This window comes from Sorangium sp. So ce204 (genome assembly GCF_051526795.1).
In the GTDB taxonomy this organism is placed as follows: domain Bacteria; phylum Myxococcota_A; class Polyangia; order Polyangiales; family Polyangiaceae; genus Sorangium; species Sorangium cellulosum_B.
In genome coordinates this window covers 1,744,876-1,760,913 of the sequence record NZ_CP150317.1, presented here as the reverse complement: position 1 = coordinate 1,760,913, position 16,038 = coordinate 1,744,876, and the positions used below count along the sequence as shown (strand labels likewise).

The 16,038-nt window shown below is 71.4% G+C and carries 13 protein-coding genes; 7 read left to right on the top strand and 6 right to left on the bottom strand.

The window, feature by feature from the left end; genetic code table 11:
• Positions 1-79: 79 nt before the first annotated feature.
• Both WMF22_RS06545 and WMF22_RS06540 read right to left on the bottom strand, forming a co-directional pair.
• Positions 80-1,789: a WD40/YVTN/BNR-like repeat-containing protein gene (locus WMF22_RS06545; protein ID WP_438035210.1), complete on the bottom strand. Its 1,710-nt coding sequence runs from the start codon at positions 1,787-1,789 to the stop codon at positions 80-82.
• Positions 1,790-1,993: 204 nt separating this feature from the next.
• Positions 1,994-2,581, bottom strand: a complete 588-nt coding sequence (locus WMF22_RS06540; protein WP_438035209.1) for a hypothetical protein — start codon at positions 2,579-2,581, stop codon at positions 1,994-1,996.
• A gap of 431 nt (positions 2,582-3,012) precedes the next feature.
• Here WMF22_RS06540 and WMF22_RS06535 point away from each other — a divergent pair, with 431 nt between their 5' ends.
• The 3 genes from WMF22_RS06535 to WMF22_RS06525 all read left to right on the top strand — a co-directional run bounded on the left by WMF22_RS06535 (position 3,013) and on the right by WMF22_RS06525 (position 6,871).
• Entirely contained in the window at positions 3,013-3,288 is a 276-nt protein-coding gene (locus WMF22_RS06535) for a barstar family protein (RefSeq protein ID WP_437298236.1), read from the top strand.
• A gap of 939 nt (positions 3,289-4,227) precedes the next feature.
• Positions 4,228-4,767, top strand: coding sequence for a hypothetical protein (locus WMF22_RS06530; RefSeq protein WP_437298235.1), 540 nt, complete (start codon positions 4,228-4,230; stop codon positions 4,765-4,767).
• A 601-nt stretch (positions 4,768-5,368) separates the two neighbouring features.
• Positions 5,369-6,871, top strand: coding sequence for a choice-of-anchor Q domain-containing protein (locus WMF22_RS06525; protein WP_438035208.1), 1,503 nt, complete (start codon positions 5,369-5,371; stop codon positions 6,869-6,871).
• Positions 6,872-6,962: 91 nt separating this feature from the next.
• Here the strand turns inward: WMF22_RS06525 and WMF22_RS06520 are convergent, their stop codons facing one another.
• Positions 6,963-7,673: a DUF3943 domain-containing protein gene (locus WMF22_RS06520; RefSeq protein WP_437298232.1), complete on the bottom strand. Its 711-nt coding sequence runs from the start codon at positions 7,671-7,673 to the stop codon at positions 6,963-6,965.
• A 315-nt stretch (positions 7,674-7,988) separates the two neighbouring features.
• Here WMF22_RS06520 and WMF22_RS06515 point away from each other — a divergent pair, with 315 nt between their 5' ends.
• Positions 7,989-8,735, top strand: a complete 747-nt coding sequence (locus WMF22_RS06515; protein ID WP_437298231.1) for an SDR family oxidoreductase — start codon at positions 7,989-7,991, stop codon at positions 8,733-8,735.
• Positions 8,736-8,823: 88 nt separating this feature from the next.
• Here the strand turns inward: WMF22_RS06515 and WMF22_RS06510 are convergent, their stop codons facing one another.
• Complete coding sequence (locus WMF22_RS06510; RefSeq protein WP_438035207.1) at positions 8,824-9,330, bottom strand: hypothetical protein; 507 nt, start codon at positions 9,328-9,330, stop codon at positions 8,824-8,826.
• 344 nt (positions 9,331-9,674) lie between these two features.
• Positions 9,675-11,240, bottom strand: coding sequence for a PLP-dependent aminotransferase family protein (locus WMF22_RS06505; RefSeq protein WP_438035206.1), 1,566 nt, complete (start codon positions 11,238-11,240; stop codon positions 9,675-9,677).
• Between the two features lie 68 nt (positions 11,241-11,308).
• Here WMF22_RS06505 and WMF22_RS06500 point away from each other — a divergent pair, with 68 nt between their 5' ends.
• A complete protein-coding gene (locus WMF22_RS06500) occupies positions 11,309-12,589 on the top strand; it encodes a hypothetical protein (protein ID WP_438035205.1) in 1,281 nt (426 codons plus the stop codon).
• A complete protein-coding gene (locus WMF22_RS06495; protein ID WP_438035204.1) occupies positions 12,586-13,128 on the top strand; it encodes a GNAT family N-acetyltransferase in 543 nt (180 codons plus the stop codon). Before WMF22_RS06500 ends, WMF22_RS06495 begins: the two co-directional genes overlap by 4 nt.
• Positions 13,129-13,186: 58 nt before the next feature.
• On the opposite strand, the gene WMF22_RS06490 is transcribed toward WMF22_RS06495, so the two are convergent.
• Positions 13,187-14,632, bottom strand: a complete 1,446-nt coding sequence (locus WMF22_RS06490; RefSeq protein ID WP_438035203.1) for a sensor histidine kinase — start codon at positions 14,630-14,632, stop codon at positions 13,187-13,189.
• A 294-nt stretch (positions 14,633-14,926) separates the two neighbouring features.
• On the opposite strand from WMF22_RS06490, the gene WMF22_RS06485 reads away from it, so the two are divergent.
• Positions 14,927-16,033 carry a substrate-binding domain-containing protein gene (locus tag WMF22_RS06485; protein ID WP_437298225.1) on the top strand — a complete coding sequence of 369 codons (1,107 nt, stop codon included), beginning with the start codon at positions 14,927-14,929 and terminating at the stop codon, positions 16,031-16,033.
• Positions 16,034-16,038: the final 5 nt, after the last annotated feature.

The window sequence follows — 16,038 nt, the reverse complement described above, 5'->3', positions numbered from 1 at the left end:
CACCGAGCGCGTCGAGGAGGCTCTCCCTGGTGTAGCAATCGCTCTGTTTCGAGCGTATTTCTCAGGAATGTGCGGGCAGTTAATCTGTCGACGCCCGATGCCGCCGGCGCAGCAGGAGGTTTTCTCCCAGCGCCCACACCTCGCCCCCGTCTCCGCGCACCTCGAACAGGGTGCCCCAGGTGCCGGACGCCTCGCCTCGCCAGGTGTGGCCCCCATCGATGGATCGCAGGAGCACGCCGCGCGCGCCGCACGCCCACAGCGTGCCGACGTCGTCTCCCCAGAGGCTCCTGAGGCTGCCGGAGACCTGGGCCAGCACCTCCCAGGTCGCGCCGCCGTCTCGAGAGCGCAGCACGTCGCTGACGCCCTGTCCGCCAGCCACGAAGAGCTCGTCACCCCTGCCCCAGATGGCGGACAGATCGCGGGAGCTGCCGCTCTCCGCGGCTTCCCACGTGGCGCCGTCGTCGATCGTGCGGACGATGGTCCCGCCGGAGCCGACCGCCACGGCGCGCTGCTCCGGCCCTGCCCAGACGGCGCGGAGGCGCGGCTCGCGCGGGACCTCCAGCTCCAGCCATCGTGAACCGCCCGCGACGAGGCGGCAGACCCGACCCTCGATGACGGCGAACGCCCTTGTCTCGCCCTGCCCGTGGACCGAGGCGCCGCCAGGTTTGCCTGCCACTTCTATCCAGGAGCGCCCGCCGTCCTCGGTCCGGATCTGCGAGGCGCCCTCGCCGACAGCCAGGATCGTCTCGCCGCTGCCCCACACGGAGATCAGCGCGCCGGCGTCCTCCACGGCGCTCCTCTCCCAGGTCTGGCCGCCGTCGTGGGTTCGCGCGACGGTGCCTCCGTCGCCCACCAGCACGACCCTCCCCTGGCCTTGCGCCCAGAGACCCCGGAGCTTCCCCCGGACTGGCACCTTTTCCCAGGGCCCGTCGAGCGGCGCGTCCCCTGCCTGGACTGGCACCTTGGCGAAGCTCTTCCCGCCATCGAGGGATCGGGCGGCAGGGCCGTCTCCCACGCACCAGATCGCGCCCTGGTCATCGCCCCACGCAGCGCAGCGGTGCTGATCGGACCGGAGCGCCGTGCGCCTCCAGGTGCGGCCCTCGTCCTCGCTGACCGCCAGGATGCCGCTCTCGCCGGACGCGATCACGAGGCCCGCGGCGCCGAGCCACAGCGCCTTGATCGAGCGCCCGGTCCCGGTGGAATGCGACTCCCACGAGGCGCCCCCGTCCCGGCTCGCGTGGGCATGGCCGTCGCCGTCGCCCACAATAACGAGCCCGCCTCGCGCGCAGAGCGCCCTCGGACTCCGGCCCGGGACCTTGTGGCGCGTCCATGCCGCTCCTTGCAGGGTGGCGAGCTGTCCTTCGAGCGCCAGCGCGACGAAGCGGCCCTCGGCGTCGACCGCGGCGGCCTCCAGGCAGAGGTCTCCGGGGCTCGCCCCGGCTCCCCAGGTCTGGCCGTGATCGCCGGAGCGGAGCACCGTCCCGCCGAGCCCCACCGCGATGGCCTCGCCGTCGTCCCGCAGGGCGACGCCGCGCAGGTCCGCGTTTGCGCTGCAGCTCACGTCGGACCAGCGCTGCCCGTCATCGCGCGAGGACAGCAGGGTCCCGCAGTGTCCGGCGGCGATCAGCGCCGCGCCGGTGCCTGCGAGCGCGCTCAGATCCTGGCGGGTGGACGTCTGCATCCTCTTCCAGCGCTGGCCGCCGTCCTCCGAGCGGAGCACGTGCCCCTCGGATCCCGCGATGACGATCAGGCGACCTCGTCCCCAGACGGCGCTGTGCCGGATGCTCATTCCGGGCACGATACCAGGCCGGTGCACCGGGGCGCTCGCGATCGTGTCCAGGCCTCCACGCGCTGCCGGCGAAGGCTCGCGCGGGTCGACATCGTGGGTTGGCAACGGCGGTGGTCGTTCGACGTCTCATGTCCTCACCACAAGGAAGATCGGCGTGAGGACGGCGCCGTGTACCAGCTGCCCGACAACCGACAGGAGCGGGGGTCAGACATCACCGGGCTCCTTCCGGAAGAAGTGACCGTGCAGAAACTGCCCGTTCGCCGGATCTCGATGATAGTTGTACTTGAAGCAGCGGCTCGGGCAGCTCACATCGAATAGGCTTGGCGAATCGTGGACGCGCAGCACCGCCGAACACAGGGGGCAAACGGCCGCCACGCCCTCGTGCCTCGCGATGCAGCCGCAGAGGTGCTGGAGCTGTCGACCTTCCGCCTCGTATCGATCGCGGCGGGCGGGAGTCCAGAGGTAGAGCGGCTTGTTCCTTCTTGCGGAGAACGCCCTGGCCTGCGCATGGAACACCAGATCGACCTTGATCGTGTCATCGCCCGACGAACGATGGAACGCGAACTCGAACTTGTAGATGTCGCGGACCGCGCTGTTCGGACCGCAGTACCTTTCGGCGTCGTAGGCCGCCACCAGGGTTCCGCTCGTCGACTCGAAGGGCTGTTCGACCTGCGGCAGCAATTCCTTCTCCAGAAATGCGCCGAGCGCCTCCTTGAGCTCCGGGGTCATCGCTGCCGCGTGGTAGGCGCTCGCAAAGGGGCCGAATCGAATGTTGGCGAAGGCAGGGTGCATCTTCGATCCCCAATACCGTCGTTCAGCAGCGGGCGCCAGAGCGACGGCGAAGCCCGCGGGCCGTGGCGTGAGAGCGGCCCCTTCGAACCATGGATAAGTTGTTGATACAGCGTCATTTTTCCAGGAGGGAGGCGGATCGCGCAAGGTGCTCGATGTCAACCAGCGCGTACAGCGTAACTGTACGGTGAACCGGTGATGCCGCAGGCCCTTCATCGCGGGCGATGTGGCGGCGGAGGGCGCCCCGGCCCCCTGGGGAGGCGTCGACCGCCGCCGGTGCTCGACGGACCTACCCCATGGCGCTGGACAGCATCGGGGCCTTGCGGCGCAGAGCCGGTTCATGCGACCTTTCGTGGGGGAGGCCACGAGAGGCGACGATCTCGACAGACCTGGTCAGGCGGCTTCGTTGACCCATCGAGGAACAGTGAGAAGACATGCGATCGATCGTCGTCGACTGCGCCCCCGTCCAGACAGAAGCAGACTTCTGGTCCGCGTACGTCATTGCGGCAGAGCCGGAAGGTGCGGCGTACTTTGGTCGGAACCTCGACGCCTTCTGGGACGGCCTGAACGGCGGCCCTGGGTGGCCGGGCGAATGTGAGCTCAAGCTCGTCAACACACAGTCCTTGCATCGGCTCCGCGACGGGCAGTTTGTTCGAGCGTTGCGCGACATCGCCAGTCGATCCACCTTTGTGAAAGTCACACTCGAGTAGCCTTCCACCCCGCCATACCGGCCGACGGCCTCCCGTCGCGGCTGAATGTCACAGGACCCGTGTGTTGCAGGATCGCGGGGAGGTCGTGGCGGTCCTCACGCGAATCGACCTTCCCGGGAGCTCGGAGCCCTTCGCGCGCTCGTGGGACGTACCCAAGAGAGCGCTCCTCAACATGATCCAGGCGGTCCACTCCATCATCAGCATGCTGGAGGCGAGCCACACGGAACGGGCGCTTGCTCTGATCTCGCAACGTCAGCGCGCTCGATAGCACCGTTTCATTTCTCGAACGCCGCCGTTCCAGCCCGCCGTCTGGCGTCGCCCACGGTGTCGCTGCATACTCTGGACGTGATCCTTGCGCGGTTGCGGGGTGGGCCGGATGCGCCTGCCTCCGTACCTCGGGCTGCAGCGGGCTCATCATGCGGCACCGCCGCTGCGGAGGGCATCACGGCGGATGGAACCTGGCCTCGATGATCCGCCGCGGTGCTCCGGGCCGATCCTTCCAGCGTGAGGGTCGCGCGCGGGCGCTGCGGCTCTTCCAGGCTGGCGATTGCCGTGAAGGGAGACGAGATCGCGAGCGGCACGCGCCTCGCCGAGCTCTGGGACCCACGAGCGAACTGCAGAGCCCGGCTGAAGGCAGGGCCTGTTCTACTGACCGAGCGGCTAGGACCCGATTGCCATTTTCACCTCGACCAGAGATATCCATGAAAACAACACGCTCGTTTAGACATTGACAGCGTTTCCGCTTGTGAGAATGATGCCTCCGCGCTGGCAGATGAAGCACGGGACGGGCTCTCCGCTGCGGAGCCCACAGCGCATCTTGCGGCGTGACCAAGACGCACCAATGAATCCCTGCGCCTGGCCACGCGCTTGGCTTGGAAACATAACCCATCATAACAGCACATTGGTTGACACATGAAACACACTCGTCACACGACGTCCATGGGCGCCCTGATCTGCGGCCTTGTCGGCGGAGTCATCTCGCTGAGCGCACCCGCTGAAGCTCAAGCGGTGGAATTTGGAGTATATGAAGGAGAAACTTGCCCCGTAGGATACACGCCGCTGCTCCCAGTCGACGCCTTCTGGACGTTTATCGCCAGCTGCGATGAGCTCCCCTATTCAGGAGTCTTTCGTCTCGCGGACGGGAGTTCGATAGACGGCCCGTGGAACAACTGCCAGCAGCATGCCAACGACACCCGCGAGCTGGACTACGTCCTCTGCAAACCCAACTACCAGCTCTTTGACATCGGCGGGACTACCTTTGCGGTAGTGAGAGGCGGAGATCAGTGCCTGGAAGGCTTCGAGCACGTGGATTTTGCTACCGCGTCCGCCTACTCCGATGAGATATGCACTCACGTCGGGTACTGGGGGATTGCGAGGATCGGTGGAGGGGGCTCCATCGACGGCGTAGGTTACGGTTGCGGCATCCGCGCGACCGACTCTCGCGAGCTCGGTGATGCCATCTGCGTAGAAAGCGAGTGAACATCCCGAACCAGAGGCAGCTCGCGCGATCCCGACCAACGTGAGGTCTGGGTGACGCGCGACGGAGCCGTCCACGACCGCCGCGTGACGCTCGCTCCTGCCGGCGCTCGATGGTGAAGCCCGAGGTCATCTCGTCGAGGCCGATGTCACTGACGTCCCCGTCTGCCGTGAGGACGCGCGACTGGGTCGAATCCCTCCAGAGCACGTCGTAGAGCGTCACCTTGAAGCCGGCGGGGAAGCCGGCGGAGCTGATCCTTGTGTCCCAGGCGCCGCCGCCTCCGACGAGCTCGTCGCGGAGGTGACGAGCCATGCCTCAACGCGCTCGCCTGCGCTGCCGCCCCTCCGATGCCCACCACCCCGGTCACGAGGCGCAGGGTGGGAATTCCCACAACGAGCTACGTGGAAGAGAGGACTTGATGAAGCGCTGAATGACGTCAGGTGAGAGCGTTCTTGGAACCAGGAAAATGCGCATGGCAGTCGTACCGCGAGCTGACAAACTGGAAAGGCGCGGAAGGGCTGCGTGCGATGCTGAGCGGATCCACGCCCAAGACGCCTCCGCGCGCGCTGCATTCCTTTCTCACGGAGGGGGCCGAGGATGGGCATGGAACGAAGAGCCGTGTCAGCGTTCGTCGCGCTGGCTGTCGTGGTCGCAGGGTCGCGCGCTGCGCGCGCACGCACCATCGACGTGCCGGAGGACTACCCGACGATCCAGGCCGCCGTTGATGCGGCCGGGAACCACGACAGGATCCGCGTCGCCACGGGCACGTACCCGGAATCCATCGCGTGGACCGGCAAGTCCATCGCGCTGATCGGCGCCGGGCCGGACGCGACGATCGTGGATCCGAGCCTCGGGCCGGGCGGCCGGTGTCTGATGCTGGTCGACGTCCCCCATGGCACCCGGGTGGAGGGCTTCACCTGCCAGAACGGCACGACCGACGCGATCAACCCGGACGGCGGCGGGATGCTGATCCAGGGGGGCAGTCTGCAGGTCAAGAGGGTGGTTTTTCAGAACAACCTCGCGTCCAGGGACGGAGGTGGATTGTGGATCGAGGGGGCCGACGTGATCCTCCACGAGGTCAGCTTCCTCAACAACGAGGCCTCCATCAGCAGCGGCGGCGGACAGGGCGGTGGGCTGGGCATCACGCTCGGTGGCGAAGTGAAGGTCGTGCGATCCATCTTCTCCTTCAATTTCGCCAACCCATCAGGGGGCGGGCTCGCCGTCCGTGACGGCAGCAGCGCGAAGGTGGTTGAGTCCCGTTTCGAGGGGAATTTCGGCAGGAGCGGGGGCGGGATCTTGTCCTCCGACAGCGAGCTCAGGGTCTCTGGCTCCATCTTCTCCGGCAACGCCAGCGACTTCAGCGGGGCCGCGCTCCGCGCCTCCAACAGCAGCGTCGAGGTGGCCGATTCGACGATCGACGGTAATGACTCGGACGCACGCCAGCAGCATGTAGTCAGCGTCAGCGGGAGCCTGGCGATGTTCCGGTCGAGCGTCACCGGCAACCTGGGCGGCGGAATCTCGTCCGTCGGCGACCTCACGGTGCTCGACTCCTTGTTCGCGAACAACACCGCGACGAGGGGTGGAGCGATCAACGCCACGGGCACCGCGCGCGTGACCAACAGCGTCTTCTTCGCCAACACGGCGAACGGCGCGGGCGGCCTCGACGACATCGAGGCGCAAGGCGGAGCGATCTACGCGGACGGCGATCTGGACGTGACGCACTGCACCTTCTACGGCAACCAGGCCCAGGGCTTCAACCCCCCCTCGGATGGCGGCGGGATCTACGTGGCCTCCGGGACCACAACGGTGCTCAACTCAATCCTCTGGGGAGACTCGCCCAATGAGATCGCGGGCCCCGGAACGGCCGTGATCACCTACAGCGACGTGATGGGCGGCTATCCGGGCGCGGGCAATATCGACCAGGATCCCCTCTTCGTTGCCCCTGCTGGCGGCGATCTGCACCTCCAGGCTTCCTCGCCCGCCGGGGATGCCGGGCTCCTCACTCGTGGCCTGCCAAGGACGGATCTGGACGGGAATCCGCGCGTCGCGGGAGCCGCTCCCGACATGGGCGCCTACGAGATTCGCCGACGAAGGAGAGGGTGTTGAATGACCTCGCAGGGATGGGAGGTTCGCCCCGGGGTCGTGCACGCGCCGCAGCGGCACCACGAACACCGAAGTCGCTCGCGCAGCGCGGGGCCTAGCAGCCGAAGACCCCGGCGCCCCGCTCGATCTCGCCGAACGGATCCATGAGCGCGCGCAGGATCAGGCGCGCCGGCCCGCTCTCGATGCCCCCCGCCGCGCGCCAGGTCGCGTACCGGAGCTCGCCCAGGAGGACCCCGGCGAGCGGCGTGTAGACCAGATCGAGCGCCGAGGGGCGGACGCCGTTGGCCTCGTAGCCGTACTCCCAGAGGTGCGTGCCGGCGATGGCGAACGCGAGCGCGGCCGGGGCGCCGAAGCGGCATATCCGCGCCCTGAGGTACATCTCGCTCCCAAGCAGGCCGTGGCCGACCACGTTGATCGGCCACGGGTCGTGATCCCACCGGAAGGCGGGCTGAGCGGCGTCGAAGATCGGCGGCTTCGTGAGCGCCTCGCCGTAGTGGTATCCCCATCGCTCCGCACGAAAGTCGGCGAAAGGCTCGGGCCACAGCACCGCCTCCACGCTGCGGGTCACCGTGAGCACGGCCAGGGTGTGCACGATCGGCGGCGCCCAGGCGGGCTCCACGGCGTCGGTCGCAGCGGCGCGGGGCCACGCCTGAGGCTCCCCCGTGGCAGGCGCGCGCTCCGGCAAGGGGGCCGGGAGGCCAGGTGGAAAGGCCGACTCGGCCGGAGGAACCGCCGTGGTCCGGCCGGCGCACGCGGAGACGAGCACGGCGACGGAGGCGGCGGCGAACAGGCGGATCGGGGCCATGGGACGAGCGGCCGCGTCGCGAGGTGGATGCGGCGACCAGACCCAAGTCTAGAGCGACAAACGGGCTGAAGCCCAATGCAAACAGCAAGAAGCTGAACTACCAAGCAAGAAGTTGAACCGCCAAGTCGCCAAGGACGCCAAGATTTTGATGTCTTCTTGGCGTCCTTGGCGACTTGGCGGTTCATTTTCATGTCTCCTTGGCGCCCCTTGCGGCTTGCCGGTTGATTTCTCCGGTTTCCAAGGCGGCATGCTCTGGCGCGACCGCGGGGCTGACGGCGCGCCGCCTCGCCGCGGGCTCGCGTAGGCTCCCGCGCCATGGCCGACATCATGCTCATCACGGGCGGCAGCCGCGGGATCGGCGCCGCCACCGCGCTGCTCGCCGCGAGCCGAGGCTACGCGGTCGCCGTGAGCTACCTGCGCGACGAGGGCGCCGCGGCGAGCGTCGTCGACGAGATCCGCGCGCACGGCGGCGCCGCCCTCGCGATCGCGGCCGACGTGAGCCGCGAAGAGGACGTCGTGCGCCTGTTCCAGACCGTCGACCGCGACCTCGGCCCGATCGCGGCGCTCGTCAACAACGCGGGCGTGGTCGACCGGCAGGCGCGCCTCGAGGACATGACCGCGGCGCGCGTGGAGCGCATCCTCTCGACCAACGTCGTCGGCAGCTTCCTGTGCGCGCGCGAGGCGGTCCGGCGCATGTCGACGCTCCGCGGCGGCAAGGGCGGCGCCATCGTGAACGTCTCCTCGCGGGCGTCGCAGCTCGGCTCTCCGGGCGAGTACATCGACTACGCCGCCTCGAAGGCCGCCGTCGACACGCTCACGATCGGCCTCGCGAAGGAGGTCGCCGCCGAGGGGATCCGGGTCAACGCCGTGAGGCCGGGGATCATCGCGACCGACATCCACGCGAGCGGAGGCGATCCAGGGCGGGTCGAGCGGCTCCAGGCGAGCCTGCCGCTGGGCCGCGCCGGCAGCCCCGAGGAGGTCGCGCACGCCATCCTGTGGCTCGCCTCCAGCGAGTCCTCCTACTGCACCGGCTCCCTCCTGGACGTCGCCGGCGGCCGCTAGCGCCGCCCGCCAGCCGTCTGGCCAGGGACTGGCGACGTCGCTGCATCGCCCTGCCGGGGGCGAAGCCGGGCCGCTCGCGCGCTCGGCCTCAGAGGTCCATGAGGCAGTCGCAGCCGCACTGGACGGTGGCCTCCTGCTGGTTGTATTGCCGCGAGCCGAGGGCACAGCCGGATTCTTCCCACGTGTCCGTGTCCGTCACCTCGTACGAGCACATCCCCGTGCCGGTCGTCTCGTCGTACCCGTTGAACTCGCAGATCTCCCGACAGAGGATGTCCCAGACCTCCGGGTTGTCGTCCCGGATCGCCTCACACTCGTTCTCCGCGTGGGCCTCGAGCGCGTCGATCGCGCGGCTCTCGGCGTTCTTCTTCCGCCCGATGAGGGAGCAGGACGAGCCGACGCCGTACGCTTCCATCTCGAACATCGCCATGGCCACGGGGACGCAACCGAACCCTTGATATTCGTTCTCGATCGGGCTGGCGAGCGCCTCGACCTCCTCCACGTCGGTCCCCTGCGAACCTTCGAGCCCGCCGCAGCCCAAAGCCGAGCCGACCGACAGCATGAGCACGGATATCCCCACGATCTTCTTGAGCAGCATGAATGTCTCCTCCGTCAACGAGGTCACGGGGCTCGCGGATTGCGACTTCGATGCCAGCCCGTCCTCGCGGCGAGGACCCGCGCGATCTCCGCATGCGCGCGGTCCGCTCCTGCTTCTGGCGCTCGCGCGCCCGTTCTGCGACGCCGGGGGGCCTGCCACACCGACCGGGTGTGACAGGTGTCAGGTGTGGCAGGAGGTGACACGGCGATGGCGTGCCTCGGCGTGCTCCTCGGAACGCGCCCGGACCAGCGGGCCGGATCGCGGACGAGCCCTGCTCGTACGGCGCGGTGGTGGGCGCGGCGCTCGCTCTCGACGGGCGGTACCCGCATCCTGGGGGACAAGCACTATCGCGGCGGCGACCCCGGCGGCGCGCCGGCCTCGCCCGCGCCGATCGCCTGCGTCACGACGGCCGCCAGCGTCCGCGCCGCGTCCCGGAGCGCGCCCTCCGAGTGCGCGCCGAACCCCAGGATGAGCCCGGGCGCGCGCGGCGCGCGCGCCGCCGTGCTGCGCGAGAGCGGCAGCGCGTCCACGCCCCGCGCCGCGAGCGCCTGGACGATGGCGACGTCGTCCGCGCCCGCGGGCAGGTCGAGCGTCAGCACCGAGCCGCCCGCGGGCGCCCGCGCCCGGACGGCGCTCGGCAAGAGCAGCCCGAGCTCCGCGAGCAAGAGGTCGCGCCGGCGCCGCGTCGCCTGCTTCAGCTTCCGGAGGTGGCGCGCGAAGTGGCCCTCGTCGATGAAGTCGGCGAGCGCGGCCTGCAGCAGGTAGGGCGGCGAGCGGGTCGACGCCGCGCGCACCATGGCCACGGCGCGCACAAGCGCGGGCGGCACGATCATGAAGCCGAGCCGCAGGCCCGGGAACAGCGAGCGGCTGAAGGTCCCCACGTGGATCACGCGATCCTTCACGCCCTCGAGGTCGAGGCTGAGGAGCGAGGGCAGCGGGGTGCCGTCGAACCGCAGCTCGCCCTCGTAGTCGATCTCGACGACCACGGCGCCCGCCCTGGCGGCCCAGGACAGCAGCTCGATGCGCCGCGGCAGCGTGAGCCGCGCCCCCGAGGGGAACGCGTAGGCCGGCGACACGAAGGCGACCCGCGCGCGCGGGGCGCCCCGACGTCGATGCGCGCCGGCGTGCACCCGGAGCCCGTCCTCGTCGACCGGGATCGGGATCAGCCGCGCGCCCGCCATGCGCACCGCCGCGCGGAGGGCGAGCGGCCCCGGGTCCTCCACCCAGGCGGCGTCGCCCGGGTCGAGCAGCGCGCGGCAGCACAGGTCCACCGCGGCCTGGGATCCCTCCGTGATGAACACCTGGTCGACCGTCGCGCGCACGCCGCGGGCCACCGCGATGTGGTGGAGCACCGCGCGCCGGAGCAGCGGCGCGCCCCGCGGATCGTGATCGAGCGCGTCGGCCGCCGACATCGAGCGGACGCGGCGCGCGAGGCACCGCTCGAGGATGCGCCACGGGAGCAGCTCGAGGTCCGGCAGGCCGACCCCGAACGGGCGCGACCGCGCGCGGCCGCCGAGGAGCGCGTCGAGCTTGTCGGGGGGCACCACCGCCGAGAGCCGCCGCGCGCTCTTCGACGTGCGCGGCGCGGCCGCCGCCGGCGGGACGCGGGCGGCGCCCTGCCACCCCGCGCGCGCCGGCACGTGCGCGACGACCGGCGCCCGCCGAGGGCGCACCACGATGGTGCCGTCCGCGGCCAGCGCCTCGTACGCCGCCACGGCGGTGTTGCGCGACACGCCGAGCTCCCGCGCGAGCTCGCGGGACGACGGGAGCGGGTGATCGGGCTGGAGGACGCCGTCCAGCACGGCGCGGCGCAGCTGCTCGACCAGCTGGGCGGCCAGCGTCGCCGGCGCGCCGCGCTGCAGGTGAAGGAAGGCGTGGGCGGCGTGGGAGGTGGAGCGCGCTGGCACCATCGAGATCGGCTTCGCTGGCCCTTTCCAGGGTGCCAGATCCGGGGCACCGTGTCGACGAGGAGCCAGCCATGCCCACCGCCGACGACCCGACGCTGTCGACCGCCCGCAAGCGGCCCACCGCCCGCGAGCGGCCCACCGCTCCCCCGCTGCGGCCGCTCGAAGGCGACAAGACGGGTGAGCTCTCGTCGCGCATCGCCCGCCGCGCGGCCGAGGCGCACGCCGGTCAGCCGCTCGATCGGCTCCTCGCCGAGGACCTCCCCGGCAACGAGCTGACCACGCTCCTGCTCCATTGCCTGCGCCGGCGCGCGCTGCGGCGGGGCTTCGCCGACGTCCTCGACCACGCGGAGCGCGCGCCCATGACGCACGCCTCGACGGCGGACGCGCGGCGGCTGCACGCCCTCGACGCGGCGGCGTACGCGGCGGCGGCGGGCTTCGAGGCGGTGGATCTCGCCCCGATCGGGCCGCTCGGCGCCACGGCGTGCGCGGGCGTCGAGCCGAACAACGTGCTCGCGACGGTCCGCTTCGCCGAGGTCGCCGCGGATCCCACGACGGGGCTCGCGCTGCACGCCGCGCGGCGCCGGCGCGGGACCCGGGGCGGCGAGCCGCTGCGGTTCTGCGCGAGCCAGCGCGTCCTGCGCATGCAGCCCACGACCCAGCCGGGCTTCACGCCGCACTTCCGCCTGTTCGCCCTCGTGACGGCGGCCCGCTCGCCGGGCCGCGGCGAGGACGACGCGTGCGAGCGGCGCGCCCTGCTCGAGCACCTCGTCGTCTGGGCGGACCTCGTCCGCGCGCTGCCTCACGCGGGCTTCCGCGCCGCGGGGCTGCGCGTCGTGCTCTCCGACACGTCGCTGGTCCGCGCGAGCCTCGGCGCGCGCGGCGTCGACGCGGGCGCGATGGCGCGGCGGGCGAAGGCGCACGAGCCCGGGTCGTCCGAGGCGGCCCTGCGCGAGGCCGGCGTCGATCTGCCGCGGCGCGCGGCGGATCTCGTGGGGGCCGCGCGGTCCCTCGGCCTCGGCCCCGAGCTCCTCGCGCGCGCCGAGCGCTGGGTCGCCGAGGTCAGCGAGCCGCTCGCCCGCGCGCGGCCGGAGGTCGAGGTCGTGCACGATCTCGGGCGGCTGCAGGGGCTCGGCTACTACGCCGGGCCGTTCATCCAGCTCGTCCTCCGCCGGGACGACGGCCTCGAGCTCCCGCTCGGGGACGGCGGCGCCTTGCCGTGGCTCGGCGCGCTGCTCTCGAACCGCCGCGAGCGGATGGTCGCGACCGGCATCGGGAGCGAGATCCTCGTGAAGCTCTTCGATCGATCGGAGGCTCGGGCCGGCGAGGCTCGACCGGAGGGAACGACGCCATGATCCTCGAGATGCCCGCGTTCACCCTGCGTCCCTGGGCGGCGGCCGACGTCGGCGCGCTCGTGAAGAACGCGAACGACCGCCGCGTCTGGGCGAACCTGCGCGATCGCTTCCCGCACCCGTACACGCGCGACGACGCCGAGGGCTGGATCGCCCACTGCGCGGCGCGCGCGCGGCCCGGCGAGGCCCTGGCGATCGTGGTCGCCGGCGAGGCGGCCGGCGGCATCGGCCTCGAGCGCCTCGACGACGTGCACCGGCGCACCGCGGAGCTCGGCTACTGGCTCGGCGCGGCCTACTGGGGCCGCGGGCTGGCGACCGAGGCGGTGATCGCGCTGACGCGGTACGGCTTCGATCAGCTGGGCCTCGAGCGCATCCAGGCCGGCGTCTTCGACTGGAACGGGGCGTCCGCCCGCGTGCTCGAGAAGGCGGGTTACGCGCTCGAGGCGCGGATGCGCCGCCACGTCGTGAAGGACGGGCGGCTCGGCGACGTGCTGCTCTACGCGCGCGTCCGGGAGGACGCGCTGGCCGGCGGGCAGCCGTGAAGCGCCGGGCGGCTCGGGCGCCGCCGCGCGCCGCGCGCCGCGTTGGTTGCTCGACGCCTCACCCGCGCGGGCGGCCCTCGCCTCCCGCCGAGGGCGCGGGCGCCTCTGCCGCCGCTGGCGCCTCTGCCGCCGCTGGCGCCTCGGCCGCCGCGGGCGCCTCTGCCGCCGCGGACGCCTCGTGCCCCGCCGCCTCGGCGATCGGGAGCGTGAAGTAGAACCGGGCGCCCTGCCCGACCTCGCTCTCCACCCAGATGCGGCCGCCGTGCGCGTCGACGATCCCCTTGGCGATGTAGAGCCCGAGGCCGGTGCCCTTCTTCCCGGGCGTCTCGTCCTTCCAGAACCGCTCGAAGATGCTCGTGAGGTTCTGCGGGGGGATCCCCGGCCCCGAGTCGAGGACGGCGAAGCGGGCCATCGCCCCGTCCCGGTCCACCGAGAGGGTCACCTGGCCGCTCTTGGGCGTGAATTTCAGCGCGTTGCCGAGGAGGTTCGACAGCACCTGGAGCACGCGCTCCCACTCCGCGCGGATCACGAGCCCGGGCTCCTTCAGCGATTGCTCGAACCGGACCTGCTTCGACTCGGAGAGCGGCCCGAACATCTCCATGGTCTCGTGCAGGAGATCCTCCACCGCGCACGGCTTCGGCGTCACCGAGAACCTGGAGGCTTGCATCGTCGTCACGTCGAGCATCGTCCTGATGAGGCGCTCCATCCGCAGCGAGACGTGCTCGATCGACTCCGCTTGCTGCCGTGTTCGCTCGGAGTCGGCGCCCCGCCGCAGCCACGCGGCCTTCAGCGCGATGGCGCCGAGCGGGTTGCGCAGATCGTGGGCCACGATGCCCATGAGCTCGTCGCGGGCCGCCAGCGCCAGGCGCGCGGCGTCGCGCGCCTCCCGCGCCTTGTTGTACGGGCCGCCGAGGAGCTTCGTGAAGTACCAGGCGATCCCCAGGCCGGCCAGCACCAGCAAGCCCAGCAGGCCATCGAGCCACAGCTCCAGCCGGACTCGCTCCGTCTTCGCGTCATCGTAGAGCTGCTTCAGGACGTCTTGCTTGTGCTCGACGATACGAGCGAGGGAGCCCTCGAGATCACGGTGACGCGGCCTCAGCTCCTCATCGAACCGACGCACGAGCTCGCTCGCGTCGTCGGTCCGCTGCCGTGCGGCGAGCAGCTCGTCCTGCACCCGGACGAACTGCCTGGCCGCCCGCTCGATCTCGGCCACTCGCTGAAGACCGGTCGGGCTGAGCGCCCGGTCGCGAAGCGCGCTGACGTTCTCGTCGAGGTGCGCCCTGGCGCTCTTCGCCTGCTCGAGGAGCTCGCGATCGCCGGAGATGAGGTAGCCCCTGCCGTGAGACACGATGAGCTCGCTGCTCCACCGGAGCCGCTCCGCGAGCGTGATCTCGTGCTCTTTGGCGCGTAGCCGATCGATCTGAGCCTCGGCGACGGACGAGAAGCGCCGCACCGAGAACGCCATGCCGAGCGCCAGGAGCAGGGTGAGGATGGCGTAACCCATCCTCGCCGTGGCCTCGAAGCGCGTCCGCGTCGGAATGACCGAAGTTCCGTCCTCTCGACGGGCGTCGGCGGATCCGTGGGGCTGAGCCACTCCGCGAAGGCTAGGCCGCGTTGCGCGAAGAGCAAGGCGCCCCGGCGCCGCGCCGCACGGCGAGGCGCGCTCCGGCGGCGAGCGGGAGCGTGGCAGGACGACGCGCGACGAGCGGGGCGACTCGACCTGTCGAGGGGGCGAGGGGCATTTCAAGGCCGCCAACCGATGACAAGCAATCGTTCCTCGGTGTAAAGAGGTTGCGTCATGACGGACCGAGCGGCGAACCGGGTTCGCGAGCGGCGCGAGGCGCGCGGGCTGACCCAGGTGGCGCTCGCCGAGCGCGCCCGCCTCACGAGGCAGAGCGTTGGCGCCATCGAGGCGGGCCGCGCGACCCCGGCGGTCGACGTCGCGCTGCGCCTCGCGAGCGCCCTCGACTGCTCGGTCGAGGTCCTCTTCGGGGAGCCGAGCGCGGTGGCGGACCTCGCGACCGAGACCGACGCTCCGGCGGCGCTGGGCCGCGCCGCGGTCGCGCGCATCGCGGATCGCTGGGTCTCCTACCCCCTCGAGCAGGACGCGGTGCGGATGGCCGCGGACGGCATCGTGACCGGCGAGCGGCGCGGGAGGGCCGTCGTCGAGCCGCTCCGGGCGCTCGCCGAGGTCGAGGAGAACGTCGTCGTGATGGGCTGCGCGGCCGGCCTCGGGCTGCTCGCCGACCGGCTCAACACGAGGCCGGGGCCGGGGCGGTTCCTCTGGTTCCCCCGCTCGAGCACCGCGGCCCTCCAGGCGCTGGCCCGGCAGCGGACCCACGTCGCGGGCGTCCACCTCGTCGACGCGCGCACCGGCGAGGCGAACGTCGCCGACGTCCGCCGGCTCGGGCACGCCGAGCCGATCGTCCTCATCACGCTGGCGCGCTGGGAGGCGGGCTTCCTCGTCCGCCGCGAGGACGCCGGCCGCATCCGCGGCGCGGCCGACCTCGATCTCCCCGGCCTGCGCGTCGCCGGCCGCGAGGCGGGCGCCGGCGCCCAGCGGCTCCTCGAGCGCGAGGTCCGCGGCCACGGGCTGCCGCTCGAGCTCGCGCGCAAGCCGCACCTGCGGGTCGCCGGCCACCTCGACGTCGCGCGCGCCGTGGCGATGGGCGCGGCGGACACCGGCGTCGCGACGCGCGACGCGGCGATGGCGTTCGGGCTCGGCTTCGTGCCTCTGGCCGAGGAGCGCTACGACCTCGCTGTCCCGCGCGAGGGGCTCGCCGACGGCAGGGTGCAGCGCCTGCTCGACGTCCTCGTCTCAGGGGAGTTCCGCCGTGAGCTCTCGGCGCTCGCCTACGACGCTCGCCAGGCGGGCGAGCGGGTCGCCGAGGTGCGGGCGGCATGACGGCG